This window comes from Kytococcus sp. Marseille-QA3725, from assembly GCF_054950055.1.
In genome coordinates, this window is sequence record NZ_JBUCLA010000002.1 from 383,917 (window position 1) to 406,713 (window position 22,797).

Here is a 22,797-nt window from a genome sequence, read left to right on the forward strand (position 1 = left end):
TCACGAACCGGAACGGCTGGTCAGCTGTTGGGCTTCCTGCCGTGGTTCGCCTTGTTCTTGCGCTTGTCCTTGCGCTTGCGTGCGCGCTTGCTCGACATGGGTACCTCCTCAGGACAGGTCCGACACTGGGTGCGCCCCAGTGGACGCGTGTCGAGGATTGTCTCACATGCCGGTGACCTGCCACGCGCCCGACGACGGGCGAAGTCAGCGGCTCGGCAGCGTCTTCCAGCGGTCCACGAGCTCCTTGGCCGCCGAGCGGTATGCACGGGCGCCGGGGCCGTCCCCGTCGTAGGCGAGAACGGTCTGGCCGTAGGACGGGGCCTCGCTGATGCGCACCGAGCGGGGGATCAGCGTCTCCAGCACGACGTCACCGAAGTGGTCGCGCACCTCCTGGGCCACCTGGGTCGCCAACCGGGTGCGTGCGTCGAACATCGTTAGCAGGATCCCGCCCAGCTGCAGCTCGGGGTGGAGGTGCCGCTGGATGAGGGAGATGTTCCGGACCAGCATGCTCACACCCTCCAGCGCGTAGTACTCGCACTGGATGGGGATGAACACCTCGTCCGCGGCCACGAAGCCGTTGACGGTGAGCAGGCCCAGGCTGGGCGGGCAGTCGATGAGCACGACGTCGTACCGGCCGGTGCCCCGGATGTCCTGCAGCGCACGACGCAGGCGCGTCTCGCGTGCCACGAGCGAAACGAGCTCGATCTCCGCGCCGGCGAGGTCGATGGTCGCCGGCACCACCTGGATCCGCTCGTTCTCCGGCGACGTCTGGGCCACCTCGGGCAGCGTCGCCTCGTCGATGAGCACGTCGTAGACGCCGGCCGTCCCGGCCTGGTGCTCGATGGACAGCGCGGTCGAGGCGTTCCCCTGGGGATCGAGGTCGATCACGAGGACGTCGAGACCGCCCTCGGCGAGGGCCGCCGCCACGTTCACCGTGGTGGTCGTCTTGCCGACGCCACCCTTCTGGTTCGCGACGGTCACCACCACCATCCGCGAGGGGGCGGTCAGCGGCTCAGGACGTCCGCGCTGCTTGCGCTCTGCCGGGGAGAAGGGCGGCACCTGATCGTCCTCCTCGTCGTCGGAGTCGCCGGTCTCGGTCGTCGACGCGCTGGTCGCCACGTCCTCGCCACCGGGTTCCGCGGTGGCCTCGGCGGTGCCCACCGCCGGCACGCGCTCGACCGAGCTGCCACCCACCGGCGGCTGCCAGCCCACCGGCGAGCTGCCGGGCGTGGGAGCCGTCGGGATGGCGGGGTGGGTACCGGTGGGCCAGCCAACGGGGTGGGTCATCGCTTCTCCTTGGTGCGGCGTCGACGGCCACGGGACGGTGCCTTCGGGGAGTGACCGGCGTGCTCCTTCGCCACGACCACGACGGTGGTGGGCACCTCCAGGACCTCCGTCCCACAGTCCACCACGTCCGTCGCGCCCCCGCCCAGCCGGTCCAGCACCTTCCGTGCGTCCTCGACCTCCTGGCGCGCGGAGGACCCCTTCAGGGCCAGCAGCCGTCCGCCGACCTCCACCAGCGGGAGGGTCCACGGTGCCAGGGTCTCCAGCCGGGCCACCGCCCGCGCCGTCACCACCGGAGCGGTCACGCCGTCCCCGAGGTCCTCCGCACGGGAGCGCACCACCTGCACCTGGTCGCCCAGGCCCAGCTCGGCCACGACCTCCTCGAGCCACACGGTCCGCCGCAGCATCGGCTCCACCAGCGTCAGTCGCGTCTCCGGAGCTGCCAGGGCCAGCGCGATGCCGGGAAGTCCCGCCCCGCTGCCCACGTCGATCACGTGGGGGACGTCCTCCAGGAGCTCGGCCACCACCGCGCAGTTCAGGACGTGGCGGTCCCACAGGCGTGGCACCTCGCGGGGTCCGATGAGACCGCGCTCGGTCCCGGAGGTCGCCAGCATGCGGGCGAACTGCTCGGCCTGCGGCAGCCGGTCGCCGAACACCCCGGCCGCCGACTCCGGGGCCGGCGGGAGCCCCTCCCTGGACCGCGGCCCGTCAGCGGACCGGGCGGCGTCGGTCGTCACGCGTCCCCGTCCCGGGCGGGCGTCACCACGACGTAGCGGTTCGGCTCCTCGCCCTCCGAGGTGGAGACAAGCCCGGCGGCCAGCACGCGGTCGTGCACCACCTTGCGCTCGAAGGCGGTCATCGGCTCCAGCGCGCGCTCCGTGCCCGACTCCTTCACGGCGGCCGCGGTGCGGTCGGCCAGCTCCTCCAGGGCACGGCGGCGGTCGGCCCGGTACCCGGCGACGTCCACCATGAGGCGGGTGCGCTCACCGGTCTCGGTCTGCACGGCCAGCCGCGCCAGCTCCTGCAGCGCCTCCAGCACCTGTGCCCCGGGGCCCACCAGGCGGCGCGGCACCGCGCCCTCCTCGGAGTCGACGATGCTCACGACCGCGCGGTCATGCTCCACCTGCACGTCGAGGTCGCCGTCGAGGTCGGCGATGTCGAGCAGCGTCTCCAGGTAGTCCGCCGCGACGTCGCCCTCGGCCTCGAGCTCCTCCCGGGTGCGCTCGACGCGCCGCTCGCCCTCGCTCATGTCAGCCCTTCTTCCGCTTCTTCTTGCTCTTCTTGCGTCGCACCGGCTGGGCGCGCTGACCGCCGGAGCCACCCTGTGCCATCCGCTCGCGCCCGGCACTCGTCGGGTTCAGCTGCGGCCCCTCGGCCGCGTCCTCCGACTCGGCGCCGGCAGCCTTCGTCCGTGTGCTCTTCGCGCCACCGCCCTTCTCGTCCCCGAGGGCGTGCGCACCGGAGTCCTTGCCACCACCGGCCGGTGCCAGGGTCATGCGGGTCGGCTCCTTGCCCTTCGCGATCTGCCGGGCGTGCATGCGACGCTCCGCCTCGGTGTTGGGCGTGGGCAGGTTGCGGATGACGTAGAGCTGCTGGAAGTAGGACCACAGGTTGGTCAGGGTCCAGTAGACGAGCACACCGATCGGGAAGTTCACACCCGTGAAGGCCAGCACCAGCGGCATCACGTACAGCATGATCGCCTGCGACTGCGCCATCGGCCCTTCCTTGGCCGAGTCGGGCATGTTCTTGTCCATCATCATCTTCATGCTGAAGAAGGTGAAGGCCGTCATCAGCAGGATGAGGGCGATCGCGACGACCTTGCCGGTCATGTCGGAGTCGTGCAGGAACGAGTCCGAGAGCTCGGCGCCGAAGATCTGCGCCTTGTCGAACGAGCTCGCGAGGTCCCGGGTCATGTACCCGATGGGCTCCTTGGTGCCGGCCGCGATCTCGTCCACGCCGTTGAGCACCCGGAACAGACCGAACAGGATCGGGATCTGCACGAGGATGGGCAGGCAGGAGGCCATCGGGTTGGTGCCGTTGGCCCGGTAGAGCTCCATGGTCTCGGCCTGCTGCCGCTGCACGGAGGCCTGGTCCTTCTTGCCCTTGTACTTCTGCTGGATCTTCTTGAGCTCAGGGGCCAGCAGCTGCATCTTGCGGCTGCTGTGGATCTGCTTGATCACCAGCGGGATCATGGCCAGGCGCACCAGCACCACCAGCGCCAGGATCGAGAGCACCCAGCTCCACCCGGACGTCTCCGACAGTCCGATCGCGGTCAGGGCGCGGTGGGCGCCCGCGAGGATGGCTGCCACGGCCCATTCGATGGGATAGAGCAGATTCGGCACAGGGAGTCCTTCTGTGTGAGCTGTTTCGGATCAGGAACGCAGGGGGACGGGTTCGGTGGCTGCCCTCAGGCCGCGTCCCGGCCGGGATCATTGTCCCCCGAGGGCTGGGGTGTGTGCAGGCCGCCGGGATCGGTGCCCGGTACCGGGTCGTAGCCCCCGGCTGCCCACGGGTGGCATCGTGCCACGCGGCACACGGCCAACCAGGTGCCCCGCACCGCACCGAACTCGGTCAGGGCGGTGACGGCGTAGGCCGAGCAGCTGGGGAAGTACCGGCAGACCGGCGGGAAGAGCGGGGAGACCAGCCGCTGGTAGGCCCACACCAGGGTCAGCAGCGGCCAGGCGAACAGGGGGCGGCCCCCCACGCGCCACATCTCAGGACCGTCCCTTCCGGGCCCTCTCGAGGCACCGGTCCAGGTCACCGACCAGGCGGTCCCAGTCGGCCCCCGCGGCGGCGGGGTGGGCCCGCACCACGAGGTCGTGCCCGGTCGGCAGCTCCGCCAGGCGGGCGGCCACGGCGTGACGGAGCCGCCGCTGCACCCGGGAGCGGACCACGGAGTTGCCCACCTGCTTGGAGACGACGAAACCGACCCGCACGGGGTGCGGGTCGGTCGTCTCGGGGTTCCGCGGGGTCATCACCACGGTCATCGTGGAGGAGGCCCCCCGGCGGCGGCCGGCGCCCCGCAGCGCGGCCGTGAAGTCACGGCTGCGGCGCAGTCGGTGGCGGGCTGCCAGCACCTGGGTCCGCTCAGGCGGACAGCTTGGAGCGGCCCTTGCCGCGACGCGAGGCCAGGATGGCGCGGCCGGCGCGGGTGGACATGCGGGCGCGGAAGCCGTGCTTGCGGGCGCGGCGACGGTTGTTGGGCTGGAAGGTGCGCTTGCTCATGATGACTCCTGTGGTTCGGGCAGACCCCGGTCTGTCGGGCCTGCGGGCCCCGCGCACGGTCGCACCGGGTGGTGGGGACGGCGGGGAAGGCGAGTGCCCGAGCACAGTGGGCACCTCATGGGCCGCACTCCGAGGGGCTTTCAGGGCACCCTGGAACGGACCGGACCCCAGATCTTACGTTTTGCCGCGGTCGCCGGTCAATTCATCCGTCCCCCACAGGAACGCCCCTGCCTGTGGACAACGGCTATCGTGTGCCGGACCCCTCTCCGTGGAGAGGTGGGTCCACAGGGTGTGGACGACGGTGTTGACAACGCGCCATCCCGCGAATCTTGCGGCCACACCGCTGAGGACCCGTGTGTGCACGAAGCCCGGACCGCTGTGAGGACCCCCTGTGAGCCAGACCGCCGACGACCACGCCACTGCCATCTGGCACGAGGCGATGGTCCGCCTGCAGGGCGCAGGCCTCGCCCCCCGCGACGTGGGGGTGCTGCGCCTGGCGACGCTGGTGGGCCTGCTGGACGCCACGGCCCTGATCGCCGTGAAGTACGACCACGTCAAGGACGCGGTCGAGGGCCACCTGCGCGACGACGTGGCCACCGCCCTCTCCGAGGTGCTGGACCGCGACATCCGCCTGGCCGTCTCCGTGGACCCCGATGCCGTGACCGCCGTGCAGGAGGAGACCCCCGCCGCGCGCGTTCCCGAGGTGCAGGAGGAGACCTCGGAAGAACCTTCGTCCACAGCTGTGGACGAAGGGGTGGAAAAGCCCACGGAGGCGCCTTCCGAGAACGCGGAAAATGCACCGGTGCAGCAGCCGGTGCCCAGCACCGAGGCCGTTCCGCCGGGGGCGGAGCGTGACTACTCGGCGCTGAATCACAAGTACACCTTCGACACCTTCGTCCTGGGTTCCTCGAATCGATTCGCCCACGCCGCGGCGACCGCCGTCGCGGAGGCCCCGGCGCGTGCCTACAACCCGCTGTTCATCTACGGCGGATCCGGACTCGGGAAGACGCACCTGCTGCACGCGATCGGTCACTACGCGCGCACCCTCGATTCCTCGGTGCGGGTGAAGTACGTGAACTCCGAGGAGTTCACCAACCAGTTCATCAACGCGGTCTCGGCCGGTCAGGCGAACGCCTTCCAGCGCCAGTACCGCGACGTGGACGTCCTGCTCATCGACGACATCCAGTTTCTTCAGGGCAAGGAACAGACGATGGAGGAGTTCTTCCACACCTTCAACACGCTGCACAACAGCGAGAAGCAGATCGTCATCACCTCGGACCAGCCGCCGAAGAAGCTCAGCGGTTTCGCCGAGCGGATGCGCTCCCGCTTCGAGTGGGGACTTCTCACCGACGTGCAGCCGCCGGACCTCGAGACCCGCATCGCGATCCTGCGCCGCAAGGCCGCCGCCGACCGGCTGGACATCCCCGACGAGGTGCTCCATCTCATCGCCTCGAAGATCTCCTCCAACATCCGCGAGCTGGAGGGCGCGCTCACCCGCGTCACCGCGTTCGCGAGCCTGTCCGGCTCCCCGCTCGACGAGTACCTGGCCCGCACGGTGCTCAAGGACGTCATGCCCGGTGGGGACAGCGGGCAGATCACCCCGGCGATGATCCTGGACGAGACCGCCGCGTACTTCACGATCTCGGTCGAGGAGATCCAGGGGGCCTCGCGCTCCCGCAACCTCACCCGCGCACGGCAGATCGCGATGTACCTGTGCCGGGAGTTGACCGACCTGTCGCTGCCGAAGATCGGCAAGGAGTTCGGCGGGCGCGACCACACGACCGTCATGCACGCCGAGCGCAAGATCAAGCAGCTCCTCAGCGAGGACCGCCGGGTGTACGACGAGGTCACCGAGCTGACCAGCATCATCCGCAAGAAGGCGGCCCGCGGGCGCTGACCGGCGCACTTCCACAGCGTCGTGCGCAGGTCGGTGCACAGGTGCCGAGCGCCTCACGACGGTCCATTTGACAGCCGATCCACAGCTGTCCACAGGTTGTGGACGGGAGTGTGGATGTGGAGGACGAGGTCGGAGGACACCTTCCCGTCACCCCCTGTGCACCGTCCTGTGGGCCGCTGTGGGCAGCGGGCTCCTCACGGTGGACCGACTCCCCCGTCGCTGTGGGGACTGCTGTGGAGCGTCTGCGACCGTCCCCAGCCCCCGCCCTGCGCCCACAGGTCGTCCGCATGCTCCGTCAACAGGGTTCCTCCGCATCGTTCCGCGCAGGACGGGGCTTCTCCACACAACCCACAGGACCGATGACGATGACGACTCCTTCTTCTCGGGGGACGGGGTGTGCACCGCGCACGTTGGGGTCGAGGGGCCTGCTGCGGTGGCGATACGCTTCGCCGGACGTCCGGTGAGGACCGGAGAGTTGTGACCGCGGGTGTGCGTCCCGTGAGCCGAGCAGTGAGGAAGCCATGGAGTTCCAGGTTCAGCGTGAGGTGTTGTCCGAGGCGGTCGCCTGGGTCGTCCGTGGCCTGACCAACCGTCCGCCGGTGCCGGTCCTGGCGGGTGTCCGCCTGGTGGCCGACCCCGCGGGGACCCTCACGCTCTCGGCCTTCGACTACGAGGTGTCCGCCGAGGTGACCGTCGAGGCCGACGTCGTCACCGGCGGTGAGGCGCTCGTGCTGGGCCGCCTGCTCTCGGAGATCTCCCGGTCGCTGCCGGACAAGCCGGTGCGCATCCAGCAGGAGTCCGGCAAGCTCCAGGTCACCTGCGGTTCCAGCCGCTTCGCCCTGCTGGAGATGCCGCTGGCCGACTACCCCTCGCTGCCCACCTCCCCCGAGCCCAGCGGCACCGTCGACGGAGGCCTGTTCACCAAGGCGGTGGCCCAGGTCTCGGTGGCGGCCGACCGCAGCGACGCCCTGCCGATCCTCACCGGTGTGCACGTCGAGTTCGACGGCGACCGCATCACCATGCTCGCCACCGACCGCTACCGGATGGCGCGCCGCGAGCTCGCCTGGACCCCGCGCGACCCCTCGGCCCACCACGTGGCCCTGGTCCCCTCGCGCACGCTGGCCGACACCGCCAAGTCCCTCGGCGCGGTCGGCTCGGTGGACATCGCGCTGGGCGACGAGGCCGGTGGCAAGGGGCTCATCGGCTTCTCCGCCGGTCAGCGCCACAGCACCACCCGACTGCTGGACGGCGAGTACCCGAAGGTCTCCAGCATCTTCCCCACCACCAGCGACGTGGACGCGGTCATGGAGACCGGCGCCCTCATCGAGGCGATCAAGCGCGTCTCCCTGGTGGCCGAGCGCACCACCCCGGTGCGACTGCGCTTCTCCGCCGGGTCGGTGGCCATCGAGGCCGGCACCGGGGACGACGCCCAGGCGTCCGAGGCGGTCGAGTGCACCCTGGACGGCGACGACATCGACGTCGCCTTCAACCCGAGCTTCCTGCTCGACGGCCTGGGGGCGCTCGGGACGCCGTTCGCCCGGATGTCGTTCACCCAGCCGGGCAAGCCGGCGCTGCTCACCGGGCAGGCGGAGGCCGACGGCGAGACCGACGACGCGTTCAGCTACGTGATCATGCCGGTGCGCTTCCCGGGCGCCTGACCCGCCGGGTCCCTCGGCCCCCTCCACCCCGTCCCGCACGGGATACGGTGGTGGAGGAAGGCATGGCCGTCGGATCGTCGGCGCCCCACGCGGGCGGAGAGCGGTGCCGGACGGCTCGACAGACATCTCGACACCAGGAGTGGTCATGCGACTCGGACTCGTCGGCCTCGGCAAGATGGGCGGCAACATGAAGACCCGCCTGGAGCGGGCCGGGCACGAGGTGGTGGGCTTCGACCTCGACCCGCAGCTGCGGGACGTCGACAGCCTGCAGGAACTCGCGGAGACCCTGGAGGGTCCGCGCGTGGTGTGGGTGATGGTGCCACACGGCAAGCCGACCCGGAACACCATCTCGGAGCTCGCCAAGCACCTGCAGCCCGGTGACCTCGTCATCGACGGCGGCAACTCCCCGTACCAGGACGACTTCGAGAACGACCGCCTGCTCTCGGAGCAGGGCGTCGGCTACGTGGACTGCGGCGTCTCCGGCGGCATCTGGGGCCTGGAGAACGGCTACGGCCTGATGTGCGGTGGCCGCCCCGAGCACGTCGAGATGGCCATGCCGATCTTCGACGCGCTGCGTCCCGAGGGGCCGCGCGACGAGGGCTTCGTCCACGCCGGTGACGTGGGGGCCGGGCACTACACCAAGATGGTGCACAACGGCATCGAGTACGGCCTCATGGCCGCCTACGCCGAGGGCTACGAGCTGCTGCAGGCCAAGGACATCGTCAAGGACGTCCCGGGGGCCTTCAAGGCCTGGAGCCGCGGGACCGTCGTGCGTTCCTGGCTGCTGGACCTGCTGGTGGACGCGCTGGAGGAGAAGCCCGACCTCGATGGCGTCTCCGGCTACACCACCGACTCCGGCGAGGGCCGCTGGACCGTCATCGAGGCCGTCGAGAACGCGGTGCCGATGCCGGTGATCTCCGCCGCCCTGTTCTCGCGCTTCACCTCCCGCCAGGAGAACTCCCCGGCCATGCAGGCCGTGGCGGCCCTGCGCGGTGGGTTCGGTGGTCACGAGGTCATGAGGTTCGGCGAGGAGCCGTGGGACCGCGACCGTCCCAAGCAGGTGCACCAGGCCGCCGAGCCCGCCAACACCCGGGGCAAGGCGACGCCCGGAGCCGTCGACGACGAGGCGTGAGGCTCCGCCACCTGGCGGTGCGCGACTTCCGGTCCTACGAGGAGGCCGCGCTCGATCTCCCCGCCGGCGTCACGGTGCTGGTGGGCCGCAACGGCCAGGGCAAGACCAATCTCGTGGAGGCAGCGGGCTATCTGGCGACCCTCGGCTCCCACCGCGTCAGCAGCGACACCCCGCTGGTGCGCTTCGGGGCCGAGCACGCCATCATCCGCGGGGCCGTGGACCGCGACGGCCGGGAGACGGTGCTCGAGCTGCAGCTCAACCCGGGGCGGGCCAACCGGGCCCAGCTGGGTCGCTCCCCCGTCCAGCGCCCGCGGGACCTGCTGGGCACCCTGCGGACCGTGCTCTTCGCGCCGGAGGACCTGGCCCTGGTGAAGGGCGACCCGGCTGGCCGCCGGTCCTACCTGGATGCGTTGCTGGTGGCGCGCCAGCCGCGCTGGGCCGGGGTGCAGGCCGATTACGCGCAGGCGCTCAAGCAGCGCAACGCCCTGCTGCGGGACGTGCGGGCCTCTCGCAGTGCCCCGTCGTCCTCCACCCTGGCGATGCTCGAGGCGTGGGACGAGCACCTGGCGATGGGGGCCGCTTCCCTCCTCTACGCACGTCTACGTCTGGTGCAAGACCTCCGGAGATTCGTGGAGAACGCCTATCGGGAGGTGAGTGACGCGGCCTCGGAGGCCGGTATCACCTACCGCTGGTCCCTCGTCGGCGAGGAGGCCGATGCGGCCGCCGAGGCACTGGCCGCCGGGGGCGAGGTGCCAGAGCGCGACGAGCTGGCGCGGCTGGTGGTCGAGTCGCTGGCCGCGCTGCGGTCGCGCGAGCTGGAGCGCGGCATCACGCTGGTGGGTCCGCACCGCGACGAGCTCGAGCTGACCCTCGGGCCGGTGCCCGCCAAGGGCTATGCGAGCCACGGGGAGTCGTGGTCGTTCGCGCTGGCGCTGCGGCTGGCGGCCTTCCATCTGCTGCGCGCGGACCTGGGGACCGACCCGGTGCTGGTGCTCGACGACGTGTTCGCCGAGCTGGACAGCGGGCGCCGGGAGCGGCTCGCGCGGATGGTGGCCGACGCCGAGCAGGTGCTGGTGACCGCCGCGGTGGAGTCCGACATCCCGCCGAGCCTGCGGGAGAGCGCCCACCACGTGGACGTGATGATGGGTCACGCGGAGGCCCGGGCGTGAACGACTCCCCCGGCCACGACGGCCACCCCCGCGCGCCGCGGGGAGGTGCCCCCGGTGAGCCCCCCACGGACGCCGAGGCCCTCGACGCGGCCGACCTCTCCCTGGCCCGGATGCGGGACATGGCCCGGGCGCGTGGTCTGCGGCCCGGCTCCCCCGGCCGGCGCCGGAGGAAGGACACCCCGGGTCGAGCGGGGACCTCCGGCAAGGGGCGCCGCGACCCGCAGACCCTCGGCTCGGAGTTCACCCGCATGATCGAGGACCGCGGCTGGGGCGACGAGCTCAAGGTGGGCCGCGTGATGGGCGACTGGGTCGGCATCGTGGGAGCCGACGTGGCGGGCCACAGCCTGCCGGAGTCGTTCGAGGACGGGTGCCTGGTGGTGCGGGCGGAGTCCTCCACCTGGGCCACGCAGCTGACGATGCTGACCAGCACGCTGCAGCGGCGGCTCGACGAGGAGCTCGGCTTCGGGGTGGTCACCAGAGTGCGCGTCATCGGGCCGGCCGCGCCCTCCTGGAAGCACGGGCGCCGCCGCATCGCCGGCCCGGGCCCGCGCGACACCTACGGGTGAGGGGCGGGCCGGGTGCCCGAACCAACGCCAGGTCCTCCCGGGGGCGGCCTCTTGCCGGAACAAGTGCCTGAGCCGTCGCACTGTGCGATTCAGGGCCTCTCTCGGTGCACATTGCGACGACTCGATGGCGGAGCGGACGCGACCACCCGGTGCAGGCCCCTCTGGTTGCCTGAGGGGTCGGGAGGCATAGCCTGGCACGGCCGGTGGTGCGTCCGTCGGTCGTGAGGGGCATCGCGGGCCGAATCCGGGTGGTTCCGGGCGTCCGGAACACGGCTGGACGGGGTTTCGCTTGGTATCATGCCGTGTTGCACGTCTTCTCCCGCGCCCGCGCGCGAGCCGGGTGCACGCAGACCGGGCACCACCACCGTCATCCAGCAGTCTCCAGGGAGTCCCATGGCCGACCAGCCCCAGCAGCCCGCAGCACAGTCGTCGGGCTACGACGCCAGCTCCCTCCAGGTCCTGGAGGGCCTCGAGGCCGTCCGCAAGCGCCCGGGCATGTACATCGGTTCCACCGGTGAGCGCGGTCTGCACCACCTGGTGTGGGAGATCGTCGACAACGCCGTGGACGAGCACCTGGCCGGGTACGCCGACCGGGTGGAGGTGAACGTGCTGCCGGACAACGCGGTGCGCGTGGTGGACAACGGCCGCGGCATCCCCACCGACATCCACGCCAAGGAGGGCATCTCCGGCGTGGAGCTCGTGCTCACCCAGCTGCACGCCGGTGGAAAGTTCGGCGGCGACTCCTACGCCGTCTCCGGTGGTCTGCACGGTGTGGGTTCCTCGGTGGTGAACGCCCTGTCCACCCGCATGGAGGTGGAGGTGCGCCAGAAGGGCCACGTGCACCGCATCGAGTTCGTCAACGGTGTGCCCACGGCCCCGCTGGAGGCCCAGGAGGAGATCGACGCCGACGACACCGGCTCGTCCATCACCTTCTGGCCCGACGGCGACATCTTCGAGACCACGGTCATCGACTTCGAGACCCTGCGCGCCCGCTTCCAGCAGACCTGCTTCCTCAACAAGGGCCTGACCATCCAGCTCACCGACGAGCGTCCCCGCGCCACCGACGCCGACGACGAGGGCCTGGACGACGCTGACGCCGACGTGGCCGACGGCCTGGTGGAGGGTTCTGACGGCGAGCCGATCAACGACGCCGAGCAGGGCGACGAGGCCGGTGGGGGCAAGCCCGCCAAGCCGCGCACGGTGACCTACCGCTACGACGACGGGCTGCTGGACTACGTGCGCCACCTCAACAAGTCCAAGAAGTCCGAGCCGGTCAACGAGGAGGTCATCGCCTTCGAGACCGAGGACCGCGAGCGGATGCTGCAGTGCGAGATCGCGATGCAGTGGACCACCTCGTACTCGGAGTCGGTGCACACCTACGCCAACTCCGTGAACACCCACGAGGGCGGCACCCACGAGGAGGGCTTCCGCGCGGCGCTGACCCGCCTGGTCAACGAGTTCGCCCGGAACAACAAGCTGCTCAAGGAGAAGGACGCCGCCCTCACCGGCGACGACGTCCGCGAGGGCCTGACCGCCGTCATCTCGGTGAAGCTCGGCGAGCCGCAGTTCGAGGGCCAGACCAAGACCAAGCTCGGCAACTCCGAGGTGAAGGGCTTCGTGCAGCGCGCGATGGCCGACCAGCTGGGCCACTGGCTGGAGGCCCACCCCGGGGAGGGCAAGGCGATCGTCGGCAAGGCCGTGCAGGCCGCCCAGGCGCGCATGGCCGCCCGCAAGGCCCGCGAGGCCACCCGCCGCAAGGGCCTGCTGGAGTCGGGGGGCCTGGCCGCCAAGCTGAAGGACTGCCAGAGCAACGACCCGAGCGTCTCCGAGGTCTTCATCGTGGAGGGCGACTCGGCCGGTGGTTCGGCCATCTCCGGGCGCAACCCGTTCAACCAGGCCATCCTGCCCATCCGCGGCAAGATCCTGAACGTCGAGAAGGCGCGGCTGGACAAGATCCTCTCCAACAACGAGGTGCAGGCGCTCATCTCGAGCTTCGGCACCGGCATCGGTGAGGACTTCGACATCGAGAAGGCGCGGTACCACAAGATCGTTCTGATGGCCGATGCCGACGTGGACGGCATGCACATCCGCACGCTGCTGCTGACGCTTCTCTTCCGCTTCATGAAGCCGCTCATCGAGCACGGCTACGTCTACCTGGCCCAGCCCCCGCTGTACCGCCTGAAGTGGACGAACGCCGAGCACGACTTCGCGTTCACCGACCGCGAGCGCGACGCCCTCATCGAAGCCGGCCAGGCCAAGGGTCGGCGCCTGCCCAAGGAGAACGGTGTGCAGCGCTACAAGGGTCTGGGCGAGATGAACTACTCCGAGCTGTGGGAGACCACGATGGACCCGGACAACCGCGTGCTGCGCCAGGTGACGATGGACGACGCCGCCGCGGCCGACCAGGTGTTCTCGGTGCTCATGGGCGAGGACGTGGAGTCCCGCCGGTCGTTCATCCAGCGCAACGCCCACGACGTGCGCTTCCTGGACATCTGACGGCCGATCAGAGCCTCTGCACCCTTCTAGACTTTTCTAGCGATCACGACATACTGAGGTAGGAACTGTGAGCGAGCAGCCCCCGCAGGACCCGCACGAGGACCAGCCGCAGACCCCGGACCCGGCGGCCGACCTGCCGGCACCGGTGCAGCTGGGCGAGGAGATCCCCGAGCACGGCCGCGTCGAGCCGATCGACCTCTCCAGCGAGATGCAGCGCAGCTACATCGAGTACGCGATGAGCGTGATCGTCTCCCGCGCGCTGCCGGACGTGCGTGACGGCCTCAAGCCGGTGCACCGCCGCATCGTCTACGCCATGTACGACGGCGGCTACCGCCCCGACCGCTCGTACAACAAGTGCGCCCGCGTGGTCGGCGACGTCATGGCGAACTACCACCCGCACGGTGACAGCGCCATCTACGACGCGATGGTGCGCCTCTCCCAGCCGTGGGCGATGCGCTACCCGCTGGTCGACGGGCAGGGCAACTTCGGCTCCGCCGGTGACGACGGCCCCGCCGCGCCCCGTTACACCGAGTGCCGGATGCAGCCGCTGGCCCTGGAGCTGGTGCGCGACATCACCGAGGACACGGTCGACTTCGAGCCGAACTACGACGGCCGCACCATGCAGCCGACCGTGCTGCCGGCCCGCTTCCCCAACCTGCTCGTCAACGGCTCGGCCGGCATCGCGGTCGGCATGGCCACGCAGATCCCGCCGCACAACCTGCGCGAGGTCGCCGAGGGCTGCCAGTGGCTGCTCGAGCACCCCGAGGCCAGCAAGGAGGAGCTGCAGGAGAAGCTCCTCGAGGTGGTCAAGGGCCCCGACTTCCCCACCGGCGCCAAGATCATGGGGCGCTCCGGCATCGAGGACGCCTACCGCACCGGCCGCGGCTCGATCACGATGCGGGCGGTCGTCGACGTCGAGGAGATCCAGGGCCGCACCTGCCTGGTGGTCACCGAGCTGCCCTACCAGGTGAACCCGGACGCGCTGGCCCGCAAGATCGCCGAGCTGGTGAAGACCGGCAAGCTCCAGGGCATCGCCGACCTGCGCGACGAGACCTCCGGCCGCACCGGCCAGCGCCTGGTGATCGTGCTCAAGCGCGACGCCGTGGCCAAGGTGGTGCTGAACAACCTCTACAAGCACACGCAGCTGCAGCAGAACTTCGGCGCCAACATGCTGGCGCTCGTGGACGGCGTGCCGCGCACCCTGCCGCTCAACGCCTTCGTGCGGCACTGGGTGGACCACCAGGTCGAGGTCATCGTCCGCCGCACCACCTACCGCCTCAAGCGCGCCGAGGAGCAGATCCACATCCTGCGCGGCCTGCTCAAGGCCCTCGACATGCTGGACGAGGTGATCGCCCTCATCCGCCGCTCGCCCACCGTCGAGGAGGCGCGCGACGGCCTGATGGAGCTGCTCGACATCGACGAGATCCAGGCGCGCGCGATCCTGGACATGCAGCTTCGCCGTCTGGCCGCGCTGGAGCGCCAGAAGATCATCGACGAGTACGACCGGCTGCAGGCGCTCATCGAGGACCTGCAGGACATCCTGGCCACCCCGGCCCGGCAGCGCGGCATCATCGCCGACGAGCTCGGCGAGATCGTCGACAAGTACGGCGACGAGCGCCGAACCGAGATCGTGCCCAGCGACGCCGAGGTCAACATGGAGGACCTCATCCCCGACGAGAACGTGGTGGTCACCATCACGCGCGGGGGGTACGCCAAGCGCATCCGCGTGGACGCCTACCGGTCGCAGCGTCGCGGTGGCAAGGGCGTGCGCGGCACCACCCTGCGCGCCGACGACGTGGTGGACCACTTCTTCACCACGCAGACGCATGACTGGCTGCTCTTCTTCACCGACGCCGGGCGCGTGTACCGGGTGCGGGCCTGGGAGCTCCCGGAGGGATCGCGTGACTCCAAGGGTCAGCACGTCGCCAACATCATGGCGTTCGGCCCGGACGAGAAGATCGCCCAGGTGCTCACGATCAAGGACTACCAGGCGGCGCCCTACCTGGTGCTGGCCACGAAGAACGGCCTGGTCAAGAAGACCCGCCTCACCGAGTACGACTCCCCCCGTTCGGGCGGCCTCATCGCCGTGAACCTGCGGGAGGGCGACGAGCTGGTCGGTGCCGAGCTCGTGTCCGGCGAGGACGACATCGTCATGGTGAGCCGGCGGGGCCAGAGCCTGCGCTTCACGGCCTCGGACGACCAGCTGCGCCCGATGGGGCGTGCCACCTCCGGCGTCACCGGCATGCGCTTCCGGGACGACGACGAGCTGCTGGCCATGCGGACGGTGCCGCACGAGCACCTCGACGACGCCGAGGTCTTCGTCGTCTTCGAGTCCGGCATGGCCAAGCGCACCGCGGTGGACCAGTACCGCGTCCAGGGGCGCGGCGGCCTCGGTGTGAAGGTCGCCAAGGCGTCGGAGAAGGGCGGTGACCTCGTCGGTGCGCTCGTCGTCAGCGAGCAGCACGAGGTGATGGTCGTCATGAGCTCCGGCAAGGTCGTCCGCAGCCGCGTGGACGAGGTGCGGCTGACCGGCCGCGATACCTCCGGCGTGCGCTTCGCCGATCCCGGCAAGAAGGAGCACATCGTGGCCGTGGCCCGGACGCACGTCGAGGTGGAGGACGCCGTCGACGAGCTGGCCGAGGCCGAGGAGACCGTCGAGGCCGAGAAGGAGGCCCAGTGAGCAGCTCCCAGAGCTCAGCGATGACCCCCGAGGGCCGGCGTCCCCGGGGCCGTTCCCGGATGCGGGAGGGCGGCAGCCGGTCCAGCCGCCTGGACGTGCGGACCCTGCACGAGGGTTCCCGCGACCGGGAGCTCCACCGCTCGACGATCAGCTCCATCAGCCTGCCGTCGGCGCTCAAGATGTCCTTCCTCACCGGCGTGGGGCTCGGCATCGCCATCGTGGCCGGGACGGCGCTGCTGTGGCTGGCCCTCAACGTGCTGGGCGTCTTCGAGGACGTCAACGCGCTGATCGGCGAGCTGGTCGGCACCCAGGCCGAGGAGGGCAAGGGCAGCGACTTCACCGACATGCTCGGGCTCGGCACGGTGCTGACGTTCACGACCGTCTTCGCGGTGGTGAACACCCTGGTGGTGACCATCCTGGGCACGGTGCTGGCGCTGATCTACAACCTCATGGCGGCCCTCGTCGGCGGTCTGCGAGTGGACCTCGTCGAGGACTGATCCACCGGCTGGCGCCCGGTCCCGGCATGGTGTACCGTATCCCCTCGCGTCACGTTACGTGGTGACGCGTGCGGGCCTATAGCTCAGTCGGTTAGAGCGCTGTCCTGATAAGACAGAGGTCACTGGTTCAAGTCCAGTTAGGCCCACCCAGCAGCCCCCCGGGGCCTTGGCGCAATTGGTAGCGCATCTGCTTTGCAAGCAGAGGGTTAGGGGTTCGAGTCCCCTAGGCTCCACGGAAAGACGCACGAGAGGGTCCCCACCGCAGCACATCCGCGGTGGGGACCCTCTCGTGCGTGTGGGAGATGAGTGGTTCCTGCGGTGCCCCGTGGGCCGTGGAGGGGTTAGTCTCCGAGACATGTCCCAGATCGCACGTGCCGAGAACACCGCCTTCGTGGACCGGGAGGACGAGGTGGTCGTGGCGCTGCTCCCCTCGGGGCCGCTGCGCGTCCTGCAGGGCCCGGCGGTCCTCCTCTGGGACCTGACGGCCGAGGGGGCCGTGGAGCGGGGGAACCTGGTCCGGCAGGTGCTCGACGTCTACGGCGAGTACCCGCCCGAGGCACCGCAGCAGCTCCAGGAGGCACTGGACCACATGGTCGGTGAGGGCTTCCTGACGGACGGCGTAGGCTTCCGGGCATGAGGACCCTCGTGACCACCGGCGTCATCGCCGGAGCAACCCTGCTCATCGCCCGTGCCCTGGACCGCAGCGCCAAGACCTCGGAGCTCTGGGCCGCCGCGACAGCGGACCTGCCCACCCAGGTCTGAGCACCGCGCGACCGCACGAGGGAGGGCCGACCCCAGATGGCGGTTTCAAGGGGTCCTCGCAACACCTGATGGCCTAGTTGGTTGTCAGTAGATCACGCAGGCGCTCGGCTGGGTTTGCCCAGCCGAGCGTTTTGCGTGGGCGGCCGTTGAGTTCCTGGGCGACGTATTCGAGTTCGGCCGGGCCGTGGACCGACAGGTCGGTGCCCTTGGGGAAGTACTGCCGCAGCAGTCCGTTGGTGTTCTCGTTCGACCCGCGCTGCCAGGGTGAGTGTGGGTCGCAGAAGTACACCGGTACACTGGTGGCGATCGTGAACTGCCGGTGAGCGGCCATCTCGCACCCCTGGTCCCAGGTCAGCGACCCACGCAGGTGCTCTGGCAGGGTCCCGATCAGGTCGACCAGGACGTCCCGGACCTCCTCAGCGGTGTGCCCACCGGGCAGGTGCCCGAGCATCACGTACCGGGTGGAGCGTTCCACCAAGGTCAGGATCGCGCTGCGTCCACCAGCGCCCAGGATCAGATCACCCTCCCAGTGGCCCGGCACGGCCCGGTCTTCCACCTGCGCGGGACGATCACTGATCATGACCATCGGGTCGGTGAACCTCTTCTGCCGCTGATCGGGCCTGGTGCGGGGCACCCGGCGGGCCCGCCCGGTCCGCAACGCGGTGGCCACCTCGCGGCGCAATCCGCCGCGGGCCTGGAAGTACAACGCCTGGTAGATCGTCTCGTGACTCACCCGCACAGTGTCGTCCTGCGGGAACGCCCCTGGCAGGGAACGGCTGATCTGTTCCGGGGACCACCGCAGGGCGAGTTTCTCGCTGACGTAGTCCCGAAGCGCTCCCGGTCGAGCCAGCTTCGACTCCTTCGGCCTGGCCCGCGACCGGGCCCAGGCCCGCTGGGCCCGGTGGGGCAGGTACACCCCGCCAGTGCTGTACGTGTCCAGTTCCCGCTTGACCGTGGACGCCGACCGGCCCAGCACCCGGGCGATCCCTCGCAACGACATGCCCTGCCGGTGCAGGTCAGCGATGGTCTCCCGGTCCGTCACGGTCAGATACCTGGGGTGCAGGCGTTTCTCCACCACCGACAGGGAGGGCTCTACCGACACGATCCTGGTCATACCCGTGGTGTAGTCCACCCGTCGCCCATCGGGATAGATCCTGGCCCCGTTGGTCCTGCGCACTCCCCGGTCCCAGTCCTCGGCCGTACGCACGTGCACCCCGACCCGTTCGGCGGCATCCCGACGGGTGACTCCAGCAGCACGTAACCGGTCGTACTCACCCCGCCGCGGATGAGGCCCTGTCCCCGGCCGACCCCGACCAGACAACCCCGCCTTGCGCACCCACCCAGCAGCGGTGTTCTCGTTCGCCCCGACCGCACGCGCAGCAGCCCGCACATTCCCCTGATGAGCATCCAACGCCGCCCAGAACGCGCTCTTGACCTCAGACAACCACATGGTCCTCGCAACTCCCTGAAGAACAGGGTGTTGCGAGGACCACTAGAACCCGCCGATGGGGTCGGCCCTCCCTCGTGCGTGCTACCGGGCCCGGGGCCGCGGCGGGAGGATCAGTTGCGCATCCACTTCTCGCCGGTGGTGTCGCCCTCGCGGCCGGTCGCGGTGGTCTCGCCGTAGGGGTCGACGTTGTTGTCCGCCGGGCGGGCGTCCACCGGGTTCAGGCGCTCCCCGACGGTCGGGATCGACTGCGTGGGCGCGTTGTCACCGGCGATGTCGTCGGCCTTGTCCGCGTAGCCGGTCGCGATGGGGCCGGTGGTGGCCGGGTCCTCGAAGCGACGCTGCTGGGTGCCGGTGCGCTCGACGCGGGCGTCCGTGGCCTCCTCGCGCTCCACGGTGCGGTTGATCGGCTCGCGCTCCACGGTGGTGCGCTCGGTGCGGGTGCGGTCCTCCTCCACGCCAGAGCCCGACGGGGCGATGGACCGCGTGCCGGTGGTCAGCGCGGAGACCGGACGGTCGGCCTGGCCCTCGCGGGCGGCAGCGGCCTCGGAGGGGGTCAGGTGGACCTTCTCGCCGGTCGTCGCCTCGTGGCCGGCGTGCGGGTCGGGGCGCATGCCCGCACCCGGGTTGGCGGCGGCGGACACGGCGCGGCGGTCGGTGGACGCCCACGGGTCCTCGGTGGTGGCCACCCGCTTCCACGGGTCGCCCTGACGCTTCTGCTGGTCGGTGTACCAGAAGTAGCCGGCACCACCGAGCAGCGCGAGGCCGAGCACCATGAGGAAGCCGCCCTTGCGCTTCTTGCGGCGCACGGTCTCGCCGGCCAGCGCGGAGAGCGCCCCGTCCTTGGCCGCGGCGTCGTTCTTGGCGTCGACGGTGCCGTCGACCATCTGCTGCAGACGCGGGAGGAGCTCGTCGACGATCCAGTCGCGGGCGTGGTCGACCTTGTCCGGGGCGGCGTCCAGACCGTTGCTCAGGGTGTTCGCGGAGGAGTCCACGCCCTGGTGGATGCCCTCGGCGGTGCGGCTGCGGGCGGCGGCGAAGGTCGCTGCCACGGTCGGGACCAGACCGCTCAGGGCGGCGCCGGCGTCCTTGGCCGAGGTGGAGGCACCCTCGGCGGCACGGGCACCGAGACGCTTGGCGCGCAGGCCGGCGTCCTGGGAGGCCAGCGAGGCGGCGTCGAGACGCATCCGGGCGTTCTCGGCCAGTCGCTCACCGGCGGTCTTCTTGCGGAACGGGTTGTCGATCACGAGTCCTCCTCGGTCGTGGGCACTGCCCCCATCCTGCACCGAACCACAGGTGCTTCTCCACCTCACGCGGTGCCCGACGGGGGGCGCAGGACGCCGTGAACGCGTGGCACCGGCAGGTCTGTGACAATGGCGACCATGAAGATCACGCTGCACACGACGCACGGTGACATCCCGGTCGAGCTGTTCGAGAACCACGCCCCCACGACCGTCGACAACTTCGTCGGCCTGGCCAAGGGCACCAAGGAGTACAAGGACGACGCGGGGCGCACCAACCCGACGCCCTTCTACGACGGCCTCGGCTTCCACCGCATCATCGACGGGTTCATGATCCAGGGCGGTTGCCCGCTGGGCACCGGCACCGGCGGCCCGGGGTACATGTTCGACGACGAGATCTCCCCGGACCTCGCCTACGACCGTCCCTACCTGCTGGCCATGGCCAACGCCGGCACCCGCGGCGGCAAGGGCACCAACGGCTCGCAGTTCTTCATCACCGTGACGCCGACCCCGCACCTGCAGGGCAAGCACACCATCTTCGGTGAGGTGAAGGACGCCGACGGCCAGGCCGTCGTGGACAAGATCGCCAAGGTCCCCACCGGTCGGATGGACGCCCCGGTCGAGAAGGTGGAGATCACCAGCGTCACCGTCGAGGACTGAGCATCCTCACCGGCGCATGACCGCTGACCACGGGGAGAACCCCGCCGAGCACCGCCCCTCGCAAGGGGGCGGTGCTCCTGTCTGCCCGCGGCACCCGGACCGGACGAGCTACATCTCCTGCCAGCGCTGCGAACGGCCCGCCTGTCCGGAGTGCCAGCGACCCGCCGCGGTGGGGGTGCAGTGCGTCGACTGCGTGCGCGCGGCCTCGCGGGCGATGCCGGCGCAGCGGACCGCGCTCGGCGGCCGCCAGATGGGCGACATGCCCGTCACCTACGGGATCATCGCCACCTGCGTGGTCGTTTGGCTGCTGCAGCTGGCGATGCCGCCCCTGACGAACGACGGGTCCTTCGTCCCCGGCCTCGCCGTCCACGAGCCGTGGCGGTTCGTCACCTCGGCCTTCCTGCACGACCCCACCGGTCCGACGCACCTGCTCTTCAACATGTTCGCCCTGTGGACGGTCGGTGGGTACCTCGAGCGGCTGCTCGGTCAGGCCCGATTCGCCGCGCTCTACCTGGTGAGCGGGCTCGGCGGGTCCGTCGGCTCCCTGCTGCTGGCCACACCGCCGGACCTCGACGCCGGCAGCATCGGCGACTGGTTCTCCCCGAGCGTCGGTGCGTCCGGTGCGGTGTTCGGGCTCTTCCTCGGGTTGCTCGTGCTCGACCACTGGCGGGGTCGTCCCGTCACCCCGATGGTGGTCCTCATCGGCGTCAACGCCGTGATCGGCTTCGTGTACCCCAACATCGAGTGGCAGGCGCACCTGGGCGGGGCGCTGACCGGTGCCGTGCTCGCCTGGGGCATGGCACGGGGGGCCCGCACGCGGAGCCCGGGGCTCGTCTGGAGCGTCGTGCTCGGCGTGGTCGTGGTGCTGGTCGCCCTGTGCATGGCCCGCTACGCGATGGTGCCGGACCTGCTGACCATGCGATGACCGGGGAAAACACACGCGTGTAGTTCTGTCCCCAGCCTGTGGACGACGTGTGGACGAAGGCTGTTGAGGATCACTGCCAGCGCGTTGCCAGCAGGAACCCGGCGAGCAGGAAGCCCATGCCCGCGGCCACGTTGTAGTAGCCCCACGCGGCCACCGGGTACTCGCCCTGGGTGACGTAGTAGACGACCACCCAGAGGATGCCGATGACCATCAGGGCCACCATGGTGGGCACCAGCCAGCGGGGGTTCATGCCGGAGGCGGTCCCGGCGATCTCCTCGCGGTGGGGGTCGGGGGTCTCGTCCGCGTTGCGCAGCTCGGGGGGAAGGTCGGTCATGGCCACTCCTGTCGACGGTTTGTGGTGGGCGACATCCTGTCGTACGCAGCGTGGCAGACTGCCCCGGACTCGCCCGCGGGCAGCAGGAGGAACCGATGACGTCGCTGTGGAAGGTCGCGGTGCCGGCCGTCACCCTCGCCGCGGGTCTGCTCTTCGGCATCTCGGCCTCGGTGGCTGACGGGGACGACATCCGGCCGGAGAACCGCGACCGCGCCGAGGCGCTGCGTGCGCTGGGGGACTCGGTGGAGCAGAAGGAGCAGAGGGTCGGGGCGCTGCGCACGGAGGTGGACCAGGAGGTCGCCGAGCGGGCCGGCGGAGAGACCACGGAGCAGGACCCGCTCGCGGTGGCGGCCGGCCTCACCGAGGTGAGCGGTCCCGGGATCGAGGTGGTGCTGGACGACTCGCCGCTGCGGGGGGACCGGGTGCCCGAGGGTTACGGCGCGAACGACCTGGTGATCCACCAGGAGCAGATCCAGGCGGTGGTCAACGCACTCTGGGCCGGGGGAGCCGAGGGCGTGCAGCTCATGGACCAGCGGCTCGTCTCCACCTCGGCGGTGCGGTGCGTGGGCAACACGCTGATCCTCCAGGGGCGCGTGTACTCCCCGCCGTTCGTCATCCGGGCGGTGGGGCCCGCCGAGCAGATGGAGCTGGAGCTGGACGCCTCGCTGGAGGTGCAGCTCATGCGTGAGTACACCTCGTCGGTGGACCTGGGCTACCGCCAGCAGCGTCTCGACGCGGTGACCGTCCCGCCGTTCACGGGGGAGATGTCGACCCGGGCCCGGGCCCTCTCCGAGCAGGAGGACGCCGAGCCGGGCCGCTGACGG

The 22,797-nt window shown here is 70.5% G+C and carries 25 protein-coding genes and 2 tRNA genes; 15 read left to right on the forward strand and 12 right to left on the reverse strand.

What is annotated here, in order from left to right; genetic code table 11:
- Positions 1 to 20: 20 nt before the first annotated feature.
- From ACY8FT_RS09895 to rpmH, 8 genes are all read right to left on the reverse strand, one after another.
- On the reverse strand, positions 21 to 98 hold the full coding sequence (locus tag ACY8FT_RS09895; protein WP_462419092.1) for a 50S ribosomal protein bL37: 78 nt from the start codon (positions 96 to 98) through the stop codon (positions 21 to 23).
- 106 nt (positions 99 to 204) lie between these two features.
- Positions 205 to 1,287: a ParA family protein gene (locus tag ACY8FT_RS09900; protein ID WP_462418731.1), complete on the reverse strand. Its 1,083-nt coding sequence runs from the start codon at positions 1,285 to 1,287 to the stop codon at positions 205 to 207.
- Complete coding sequence (gene rsmG / locus ACY8FT_RS09905) at positions 1,284 to 1,940, reverse strand: 16S rRNA (guanine(527)-N(7))-methyltransferase RsmG (RefSeq protein ID WP_462419093.1); 657 nt, start codon at positions 1,938 to 1,940, stop codon at positions 1,284 to 1,286. The genes ACY8FT_RS09900 and rsmG overlap by 4 nt, the downstream gene beginning before the upstream one ends.
- Positions 1,941 to 2,017: 77 nt before the next feature.
- Entirely contained in the window at positions 2,018 to 2,533 is a 516-nt protein-coding gene (locus tag ACY8FT_RS09910) for a Jag family protein (protein WP_462418732.1), read from the reverse strand.
- 1 nt (position 2,534) lies between these two features.
- Complete coding sequence (gene yidC, locus ACY8FT_RS09915; protein WP_462418733.1) at positions 2,535 to 3,593, reverse strand: membrane protein insertase YidC; 1,059 nt, start codon at positions 3,591 to 3,593, stop codon at positions 2,535 to 2,537.
- Between the two features lie 98 nt (positions 3,594 to 3,691).
- On the reverse strand, positions 3,692 to 3,988 hold the full coding sequence (yidD, locus tag ACY8FT_RS09920; RefSeq protein WP_462418734.1) for a membrane protein insertion efficiency factor YidD: 297 nt from the start codon (positions 3,986 to 3,988) through the stop codon (positions 3,692 to 3,694).
- Positions 3,989 to 3,998: 10 nt separating this feature from the next.
- On the reverse strand, positions 3,999 to 4,361 hold the full coding sequence (gene rnpA, locus ACY8FT_RS09925) for a ribonuclease P protein component (RefSeq protein ID WP_462418735.1): 363 nt from the start codon (positions 4,359 to 4,361) through the stop codon (positions 3,999 to 4,001).
- 10 nt (positions 4,362 to 4,371) lie between these two features.
- Positions 4,372 to 4,509, reverse strand: coding sequence for a 50S ribosomal protein L34 (rpmH, locus tag ACY8FT_RS09930; protein WP_462418736.1), 138 nt, complete (start codon positions 4,507 to 4,509; stop codon positions 4,372 to 4,374).
- Between the two features lie 439 nt (positions 4,510 to 4,948).
- Between rpmH and dnaA the strand changes: the two genes are divergently transcribed.
- The 12 genes from dnaA (at position 4,949) to ACY8FT_RS09990 (ending at position 17,366) form a co-directional block, all read left to right on the forward strand.
- Positions 4,949 to 6,406 carry a chromosomal replication initiator protein DnaA gene (gene dnaA / locus ACY8FT_RS09935; protein WP_462419094.1) on the forward strand — a complete coding sequence of 486 codons (1,458 nt, stop codon included), beginning with the start codon at positions 4,949 to 4,951 and terminating at the stop codon, positions 6,404 to 6,406.
- A 521-nt stretch (positions 6,407 to 6,927) separates the two neighbouring features.
- A complete protein-coding gene (dnaN, locus tag ACY8FT_RS09940; protein ID WP_462418737.1) occupies positions 6,928 to 8,064 on the forward strand; it encodes a DNA polymerase III subunit beta in 1,137 nt (378 codons plus the stop codon).
- A gap of 145 nt (positions 8,065 to 8,209) precedes the next feature.
- Positions 8,210 to 9,196, forward strand: coding sequence for a phosphogluconate dehydrogenase (NAD(+)-dependent, decarboxylating) (gene gnd / locus ACY8FT_RS09945; protein WP_462418738.1), 987 nt, complete (start codon positions 8,210 to 8,212; stop codon positions 9,194 to 9,196).
- Positions 9,193 to 10,365 (forward strand): DNA replication/repair protein RecF, encoded by a 1,173-nt coding sequence (gene recF / locus ACY8FT_RS09950; protein ID WP_462418739.1) that lies wholly within the window; start codon positions 9,193 to 9,195, stop codon positions 10,363 to 10,365. Before gnd ends, recF begins: the two co-directional genes overlap by 4 nt.
- Entirely contained in the window at positions 10,362 to 10,931 is a 570-nt protein-coding gene (locus ACY8FT_RS09955; protein WP_462418740.1) for a DciA family protein, read from the forward strand. Before recF ends, ACY8FT_RS09955 begins: the two co-directional genes overlap by 4 nt.
- 393 nt (positions 10,932 to 11,324) lie before the next feature.
- Positions 11,325 to 13,427, forward strand: a complete 2,103-nt coding sequence (gene gyrB / locus ACY8FT_RS09960; RefSeq protein ID WP_462418741.1) for a DNA topoisomerase (ATP-hydrolyzing) subunit B — start codon at positions 11,325 to 11,327, stop codon at positions 13,425 to 13,427.
- A gap of 67 nt (positions 13,428 to 13,494) precedes the next feature.
- On the forward strand, positions 13,495 to 16,107 hold the full coding sequence (gyrA, locus tag ACY8FT_RS09965; RefSeq protein ID WP_462418742.1) for a DNA gyrase subunit A: 2,613 nt from the start codon (positions 13,495 to 13,497) through the stop codon (positions 16,105 to 16,107).
- A complete protein-coding gene (locus ACY8FT_RS09970; RefSeq protein WP_462418743.1) occupies positions 16,104 to 16,604 on the forward strand; it encodes a DUF3566 domain-containing protein in 501 nt (166 codons plus the stop codon). Before gyrA ends, ACY8FT_RS09970 begins: the two co-directional genes overlap by 4 nt.
- 72 nt (positions 16,605 to 16,676) lie before the next feature.
- A tRNA-Ile gene (locus tag ACY8FT_RS09975) sits at positions 16,677 to 16,750 on the forward strand.
- Positions 16,751 to 16,764: 14 nt separating this feature from the next.
- Positions 16,765 to 16,837: transfer RNA gene (locus tag ACY8FT_RS09980), tRNA-Ala, on the forward strand.
- Between the two features lie 122 nt (positions 16,838 to 16,959).
- On the forward strand, positions 16,960 to 17,241 hold the full coding sequence (locus ACY8FT_RS09985) for a hypothetical protein (RefSeq protein ID WP_462418744.1): 282 nt from the start codon (positions 16,960 to 16,962) through the stop codon (positions 17,239 to 17,241).
- Positions 17,238 to 17,366 carry a hypothetical protein gene (locus ACY8FT_RS09990; protein WP_462418745.1) on the forward strand — a complete coding sequence of 43 codons (129 nt, stop codon included), beginning with the start codon at positions 17,238 to 17,240 and terminating at the stop codon, positions 17,364 to 17,366. The genes ACY8FT_RS09985 and ACY8FT_RS09990 overlap by 4 nt, the downstream gene beginning before the upstream one ends.
- A 73-nt stretch (positions 17,367 to 17,439) precedes the next feature.
- Here the strand turns inward: ACY8FT_RS09990 and ACY8FT_RS09995 are convergent, their stop codons facing one another.
- Positions 17,440 to 18,816, reverse strand: a complete 1,377-nt coding sequence (locus ACY8FT_RS09995; RefSeq protein WP_462418746.1) for an IS30 family transposase — start codon at positions 18,814 to 18,816, stop codon at positions 17,440 to 17,442.
- 110 nt (positions 18,817 to 18,926) lie between these two features.
- The gene (locus ACY8FT_RS10000; protein WP_462418747.1) at positions 18,927 to 20,060 is read right to left on the reverse strand and encodes a hypothetical protein; all 1,134 of its coding nucleotides are present in this window, start codon (positions 20,058 to 20,060) and stop codon (positions 18,927 to 18,929) included.
- Positions 20,061 to 20,195: 135 nt separating this feature from the next.
- Here ACY8FT_RS10000 and ACY8FT_RS10005 point away from each other — a divergent pair, with 135 nt between their 5' ends.
- Complete coding sequence (locus tag ACY8FT_RS10005; RefSeq protein ID WP_462418748.1) at positions 20,196 to 20,714, forward strand: peptidylprolyl isomerase; 519 nt, start codon at positions 20,196 to 20,198, stop codon at positions 20,712 to 20,714.
- A 108-nt stretch (positions 20,715 to 20,822) separates the two neighbouring features.
- Here the strand turns inward: ACY8FT_RS10005 and ACY8FT_RS10010 are convergent, their stop codons facing one another.
- Positions 20,823 to 20,975 (reverse strand): hypothetical protein, encoded by a 153-nt coding sequence (locus ACY8FT_RS10010; protein WP_462418749.1) that lies wholly within the window; start codon positions 20,973 to 20,975, stop codon positions 20,823 to 20,825.
- On the opposite strand from ACY8FT_RS10010, the gene ACY8FT_RS10015 reads away from it, so the two are divergent.
- On the forward strand, positions 20,974 to 21,639 hold the full coding sequence (locus tag ACY8FT_RS10015; protein ID WP_462418750.1) for a rhomboid family intramembrane serine protease: 666 nt from the start codon (positions 20,974 to 20,976) through the stop codon (positions 21,637 to 21,639). The genes ACY8FT_RS10010 and ACY8FT_RS10015 overlap by 2 nt on opposite strands.
- Before the next feature lie 70 nt (positions 21,640 to 21,709).
- Here ACY8FT_RS10015 and ACY8FT_RS10020 read toward each other — a convergent pair whose 3' ends face one another.
- The gene (locus tag ACY8FT_RS10020; RefSeq protein ID WP_462418751.1) at positions 21,710 to 21,973 is read right to left on the reverse strand and encodes a cell division protein CrgA; all 264 of its coding nucleotides are present in this window, start codon (positions 21,971 to 21,973) and stop codon (positions 21,710 to 21,712) included.
- 95 nt (positions 21,974 to 22,068) lie between these two features.
- Here ACY8FT_RS10020 and ACY8FT_RS10025 point away from each other — a divergent pair, with 95 nt between their 5' ends.
- Positions 22,069 to 22,794: a DUF881 domain-containing protein gene (locus tag ACY8FT_RS10025; protein WP_462418752.1), complete on the forward strand. Its 726-nt coding sequence runs from the start codon at positions 22,069 to 22,071 to the stop codon at positions 22,792 to 22,794.
- Positions 22,795 to 22,797 lie beyond the last annotated feature (3 nt).

What these genes read in the sequence shown, in the direction of transcription:
- ACY8FT_RS10015 (WP_462418750.1), top strand. Translation starts at nt 20,974, where the DNA reads ATGCCCGTCACCTACGGGATCATCGCCACCTGCGTGGTCGTTTGGCTG.
- ACY8FT_RS09895 (WP_462419092.1), bottom strand. Translation starts at nt 98, where the DNA reads ATGTCGAGCAAGCGCGCACGCAAGCGCAAGGACAAGCGCAAGAACAAG.
- gnd (WP_462418738.1), top strand. Translation starts at nt 8,210, where the DNA reads ATGCGACTCGGACTCGTCGGCCTCGGCAAGATGGGCGGCAACATGAAG.
- gyrB (WP_462418741.1), top strand. Translation starts at nt 11,325, where the DNA reads ATGGCCGACCAGCCCCAGCAGCCCGCAGCACAGTCGTCGGGCTACGAC.
- ACY8FT_RS09900 (WP_462418731.1), bottom strand. Translation starts at nt 1,287, where the DNA reads ATGACCCACCCCGTTGGCTGGCCCACCGGTACCCACCCCGCCATCCCG.
- ACY8FT_RS09990 (WP_462418745.1), top strand. Translation starts at nt 17,238, where the DNA reads ATGAGGACCCTCGTGACCACCGGCGTCATCGCCGGAGCAACCCTGCTC.
- dnaA (WP_462419094.1), top strand. Translation starts at nt 4,949, where the DNA reads ATGGTCCGCCTGCAGGGCGCAGGCCTCGCCCCCCGCGACGTGGGGGTG.
- ACY8FT_RS09910 (WP_462418732.1), bottom strand. Translation starts at nt 2,533, where the DNA reads ATGAGCGAGGGCGAGCGGCGCGTCGAGCGCACCCGGGAGGAGCTCGAG.
- ACY8FT_RS10010 (WP_462418749.1), bottom strand. Translation starts at nt 20,975, where the DNA reads ATGTCGCCCATCTGGCGGCCGCCGAGCGCGGTCCGCTGCGCCGGCATC.
- ACY8FT_RS10020 (WP_462418751.1), bottom strand. Translation starts at nt 21,973, where the DNA reads ATGACCGACCTTCCCCCCGAGCTGCGCAACGCGGACGAGACCCCCGAC.
- ACY8FT_RS10025 (WP_462418752.1), top strand. Translation starts at nt 22,069, where the DNA reads ATGACGTCGCTGTGGAAGGTCGCGGTGCCGGCCGTCACCCTCGCCGCG.
- ACY8FT_RS10005 (WP_462418748.1), top strand. Translation starts at nt 20,196, where the DNA reads ATGAAGATCACGCTGCACACGACGCACGGTGACATCCCGGTCGAGCTG.
- dnaN (WP_462418737.1), top strand. Translation starts at nt 6,928, where the DNA reads ATGGAGTTCCAGGTTCAGCGTGAGGTGTTGTCCGAGGCGGTCGCCTGG.
- ACY8FT_RS09985 (WP_462418744.1), top strand. Translation starts at nt 16,960, where the DNA reads ATGTCCCAGATCGCACGTGCCGAGAACACCGCCTTCGTGGACCGGGAG.
- ACY8FT_RS09995 (WP_462418746.1), bottom strand. Translation starts at nt 18,816, where the DNA reads ATGTGGTTGTCTGAGGTCAAGAGCGCGTTCTGGGCGGCGTTGGATGCT.
- rpmH (WP_462418736.1), bottom strand. Translation starts at nt 4,509, where the DNA reads ATGAGCAAGCGCACCTTCCAGCCCAACAACCGTCGCCGCGCCCGCAAG.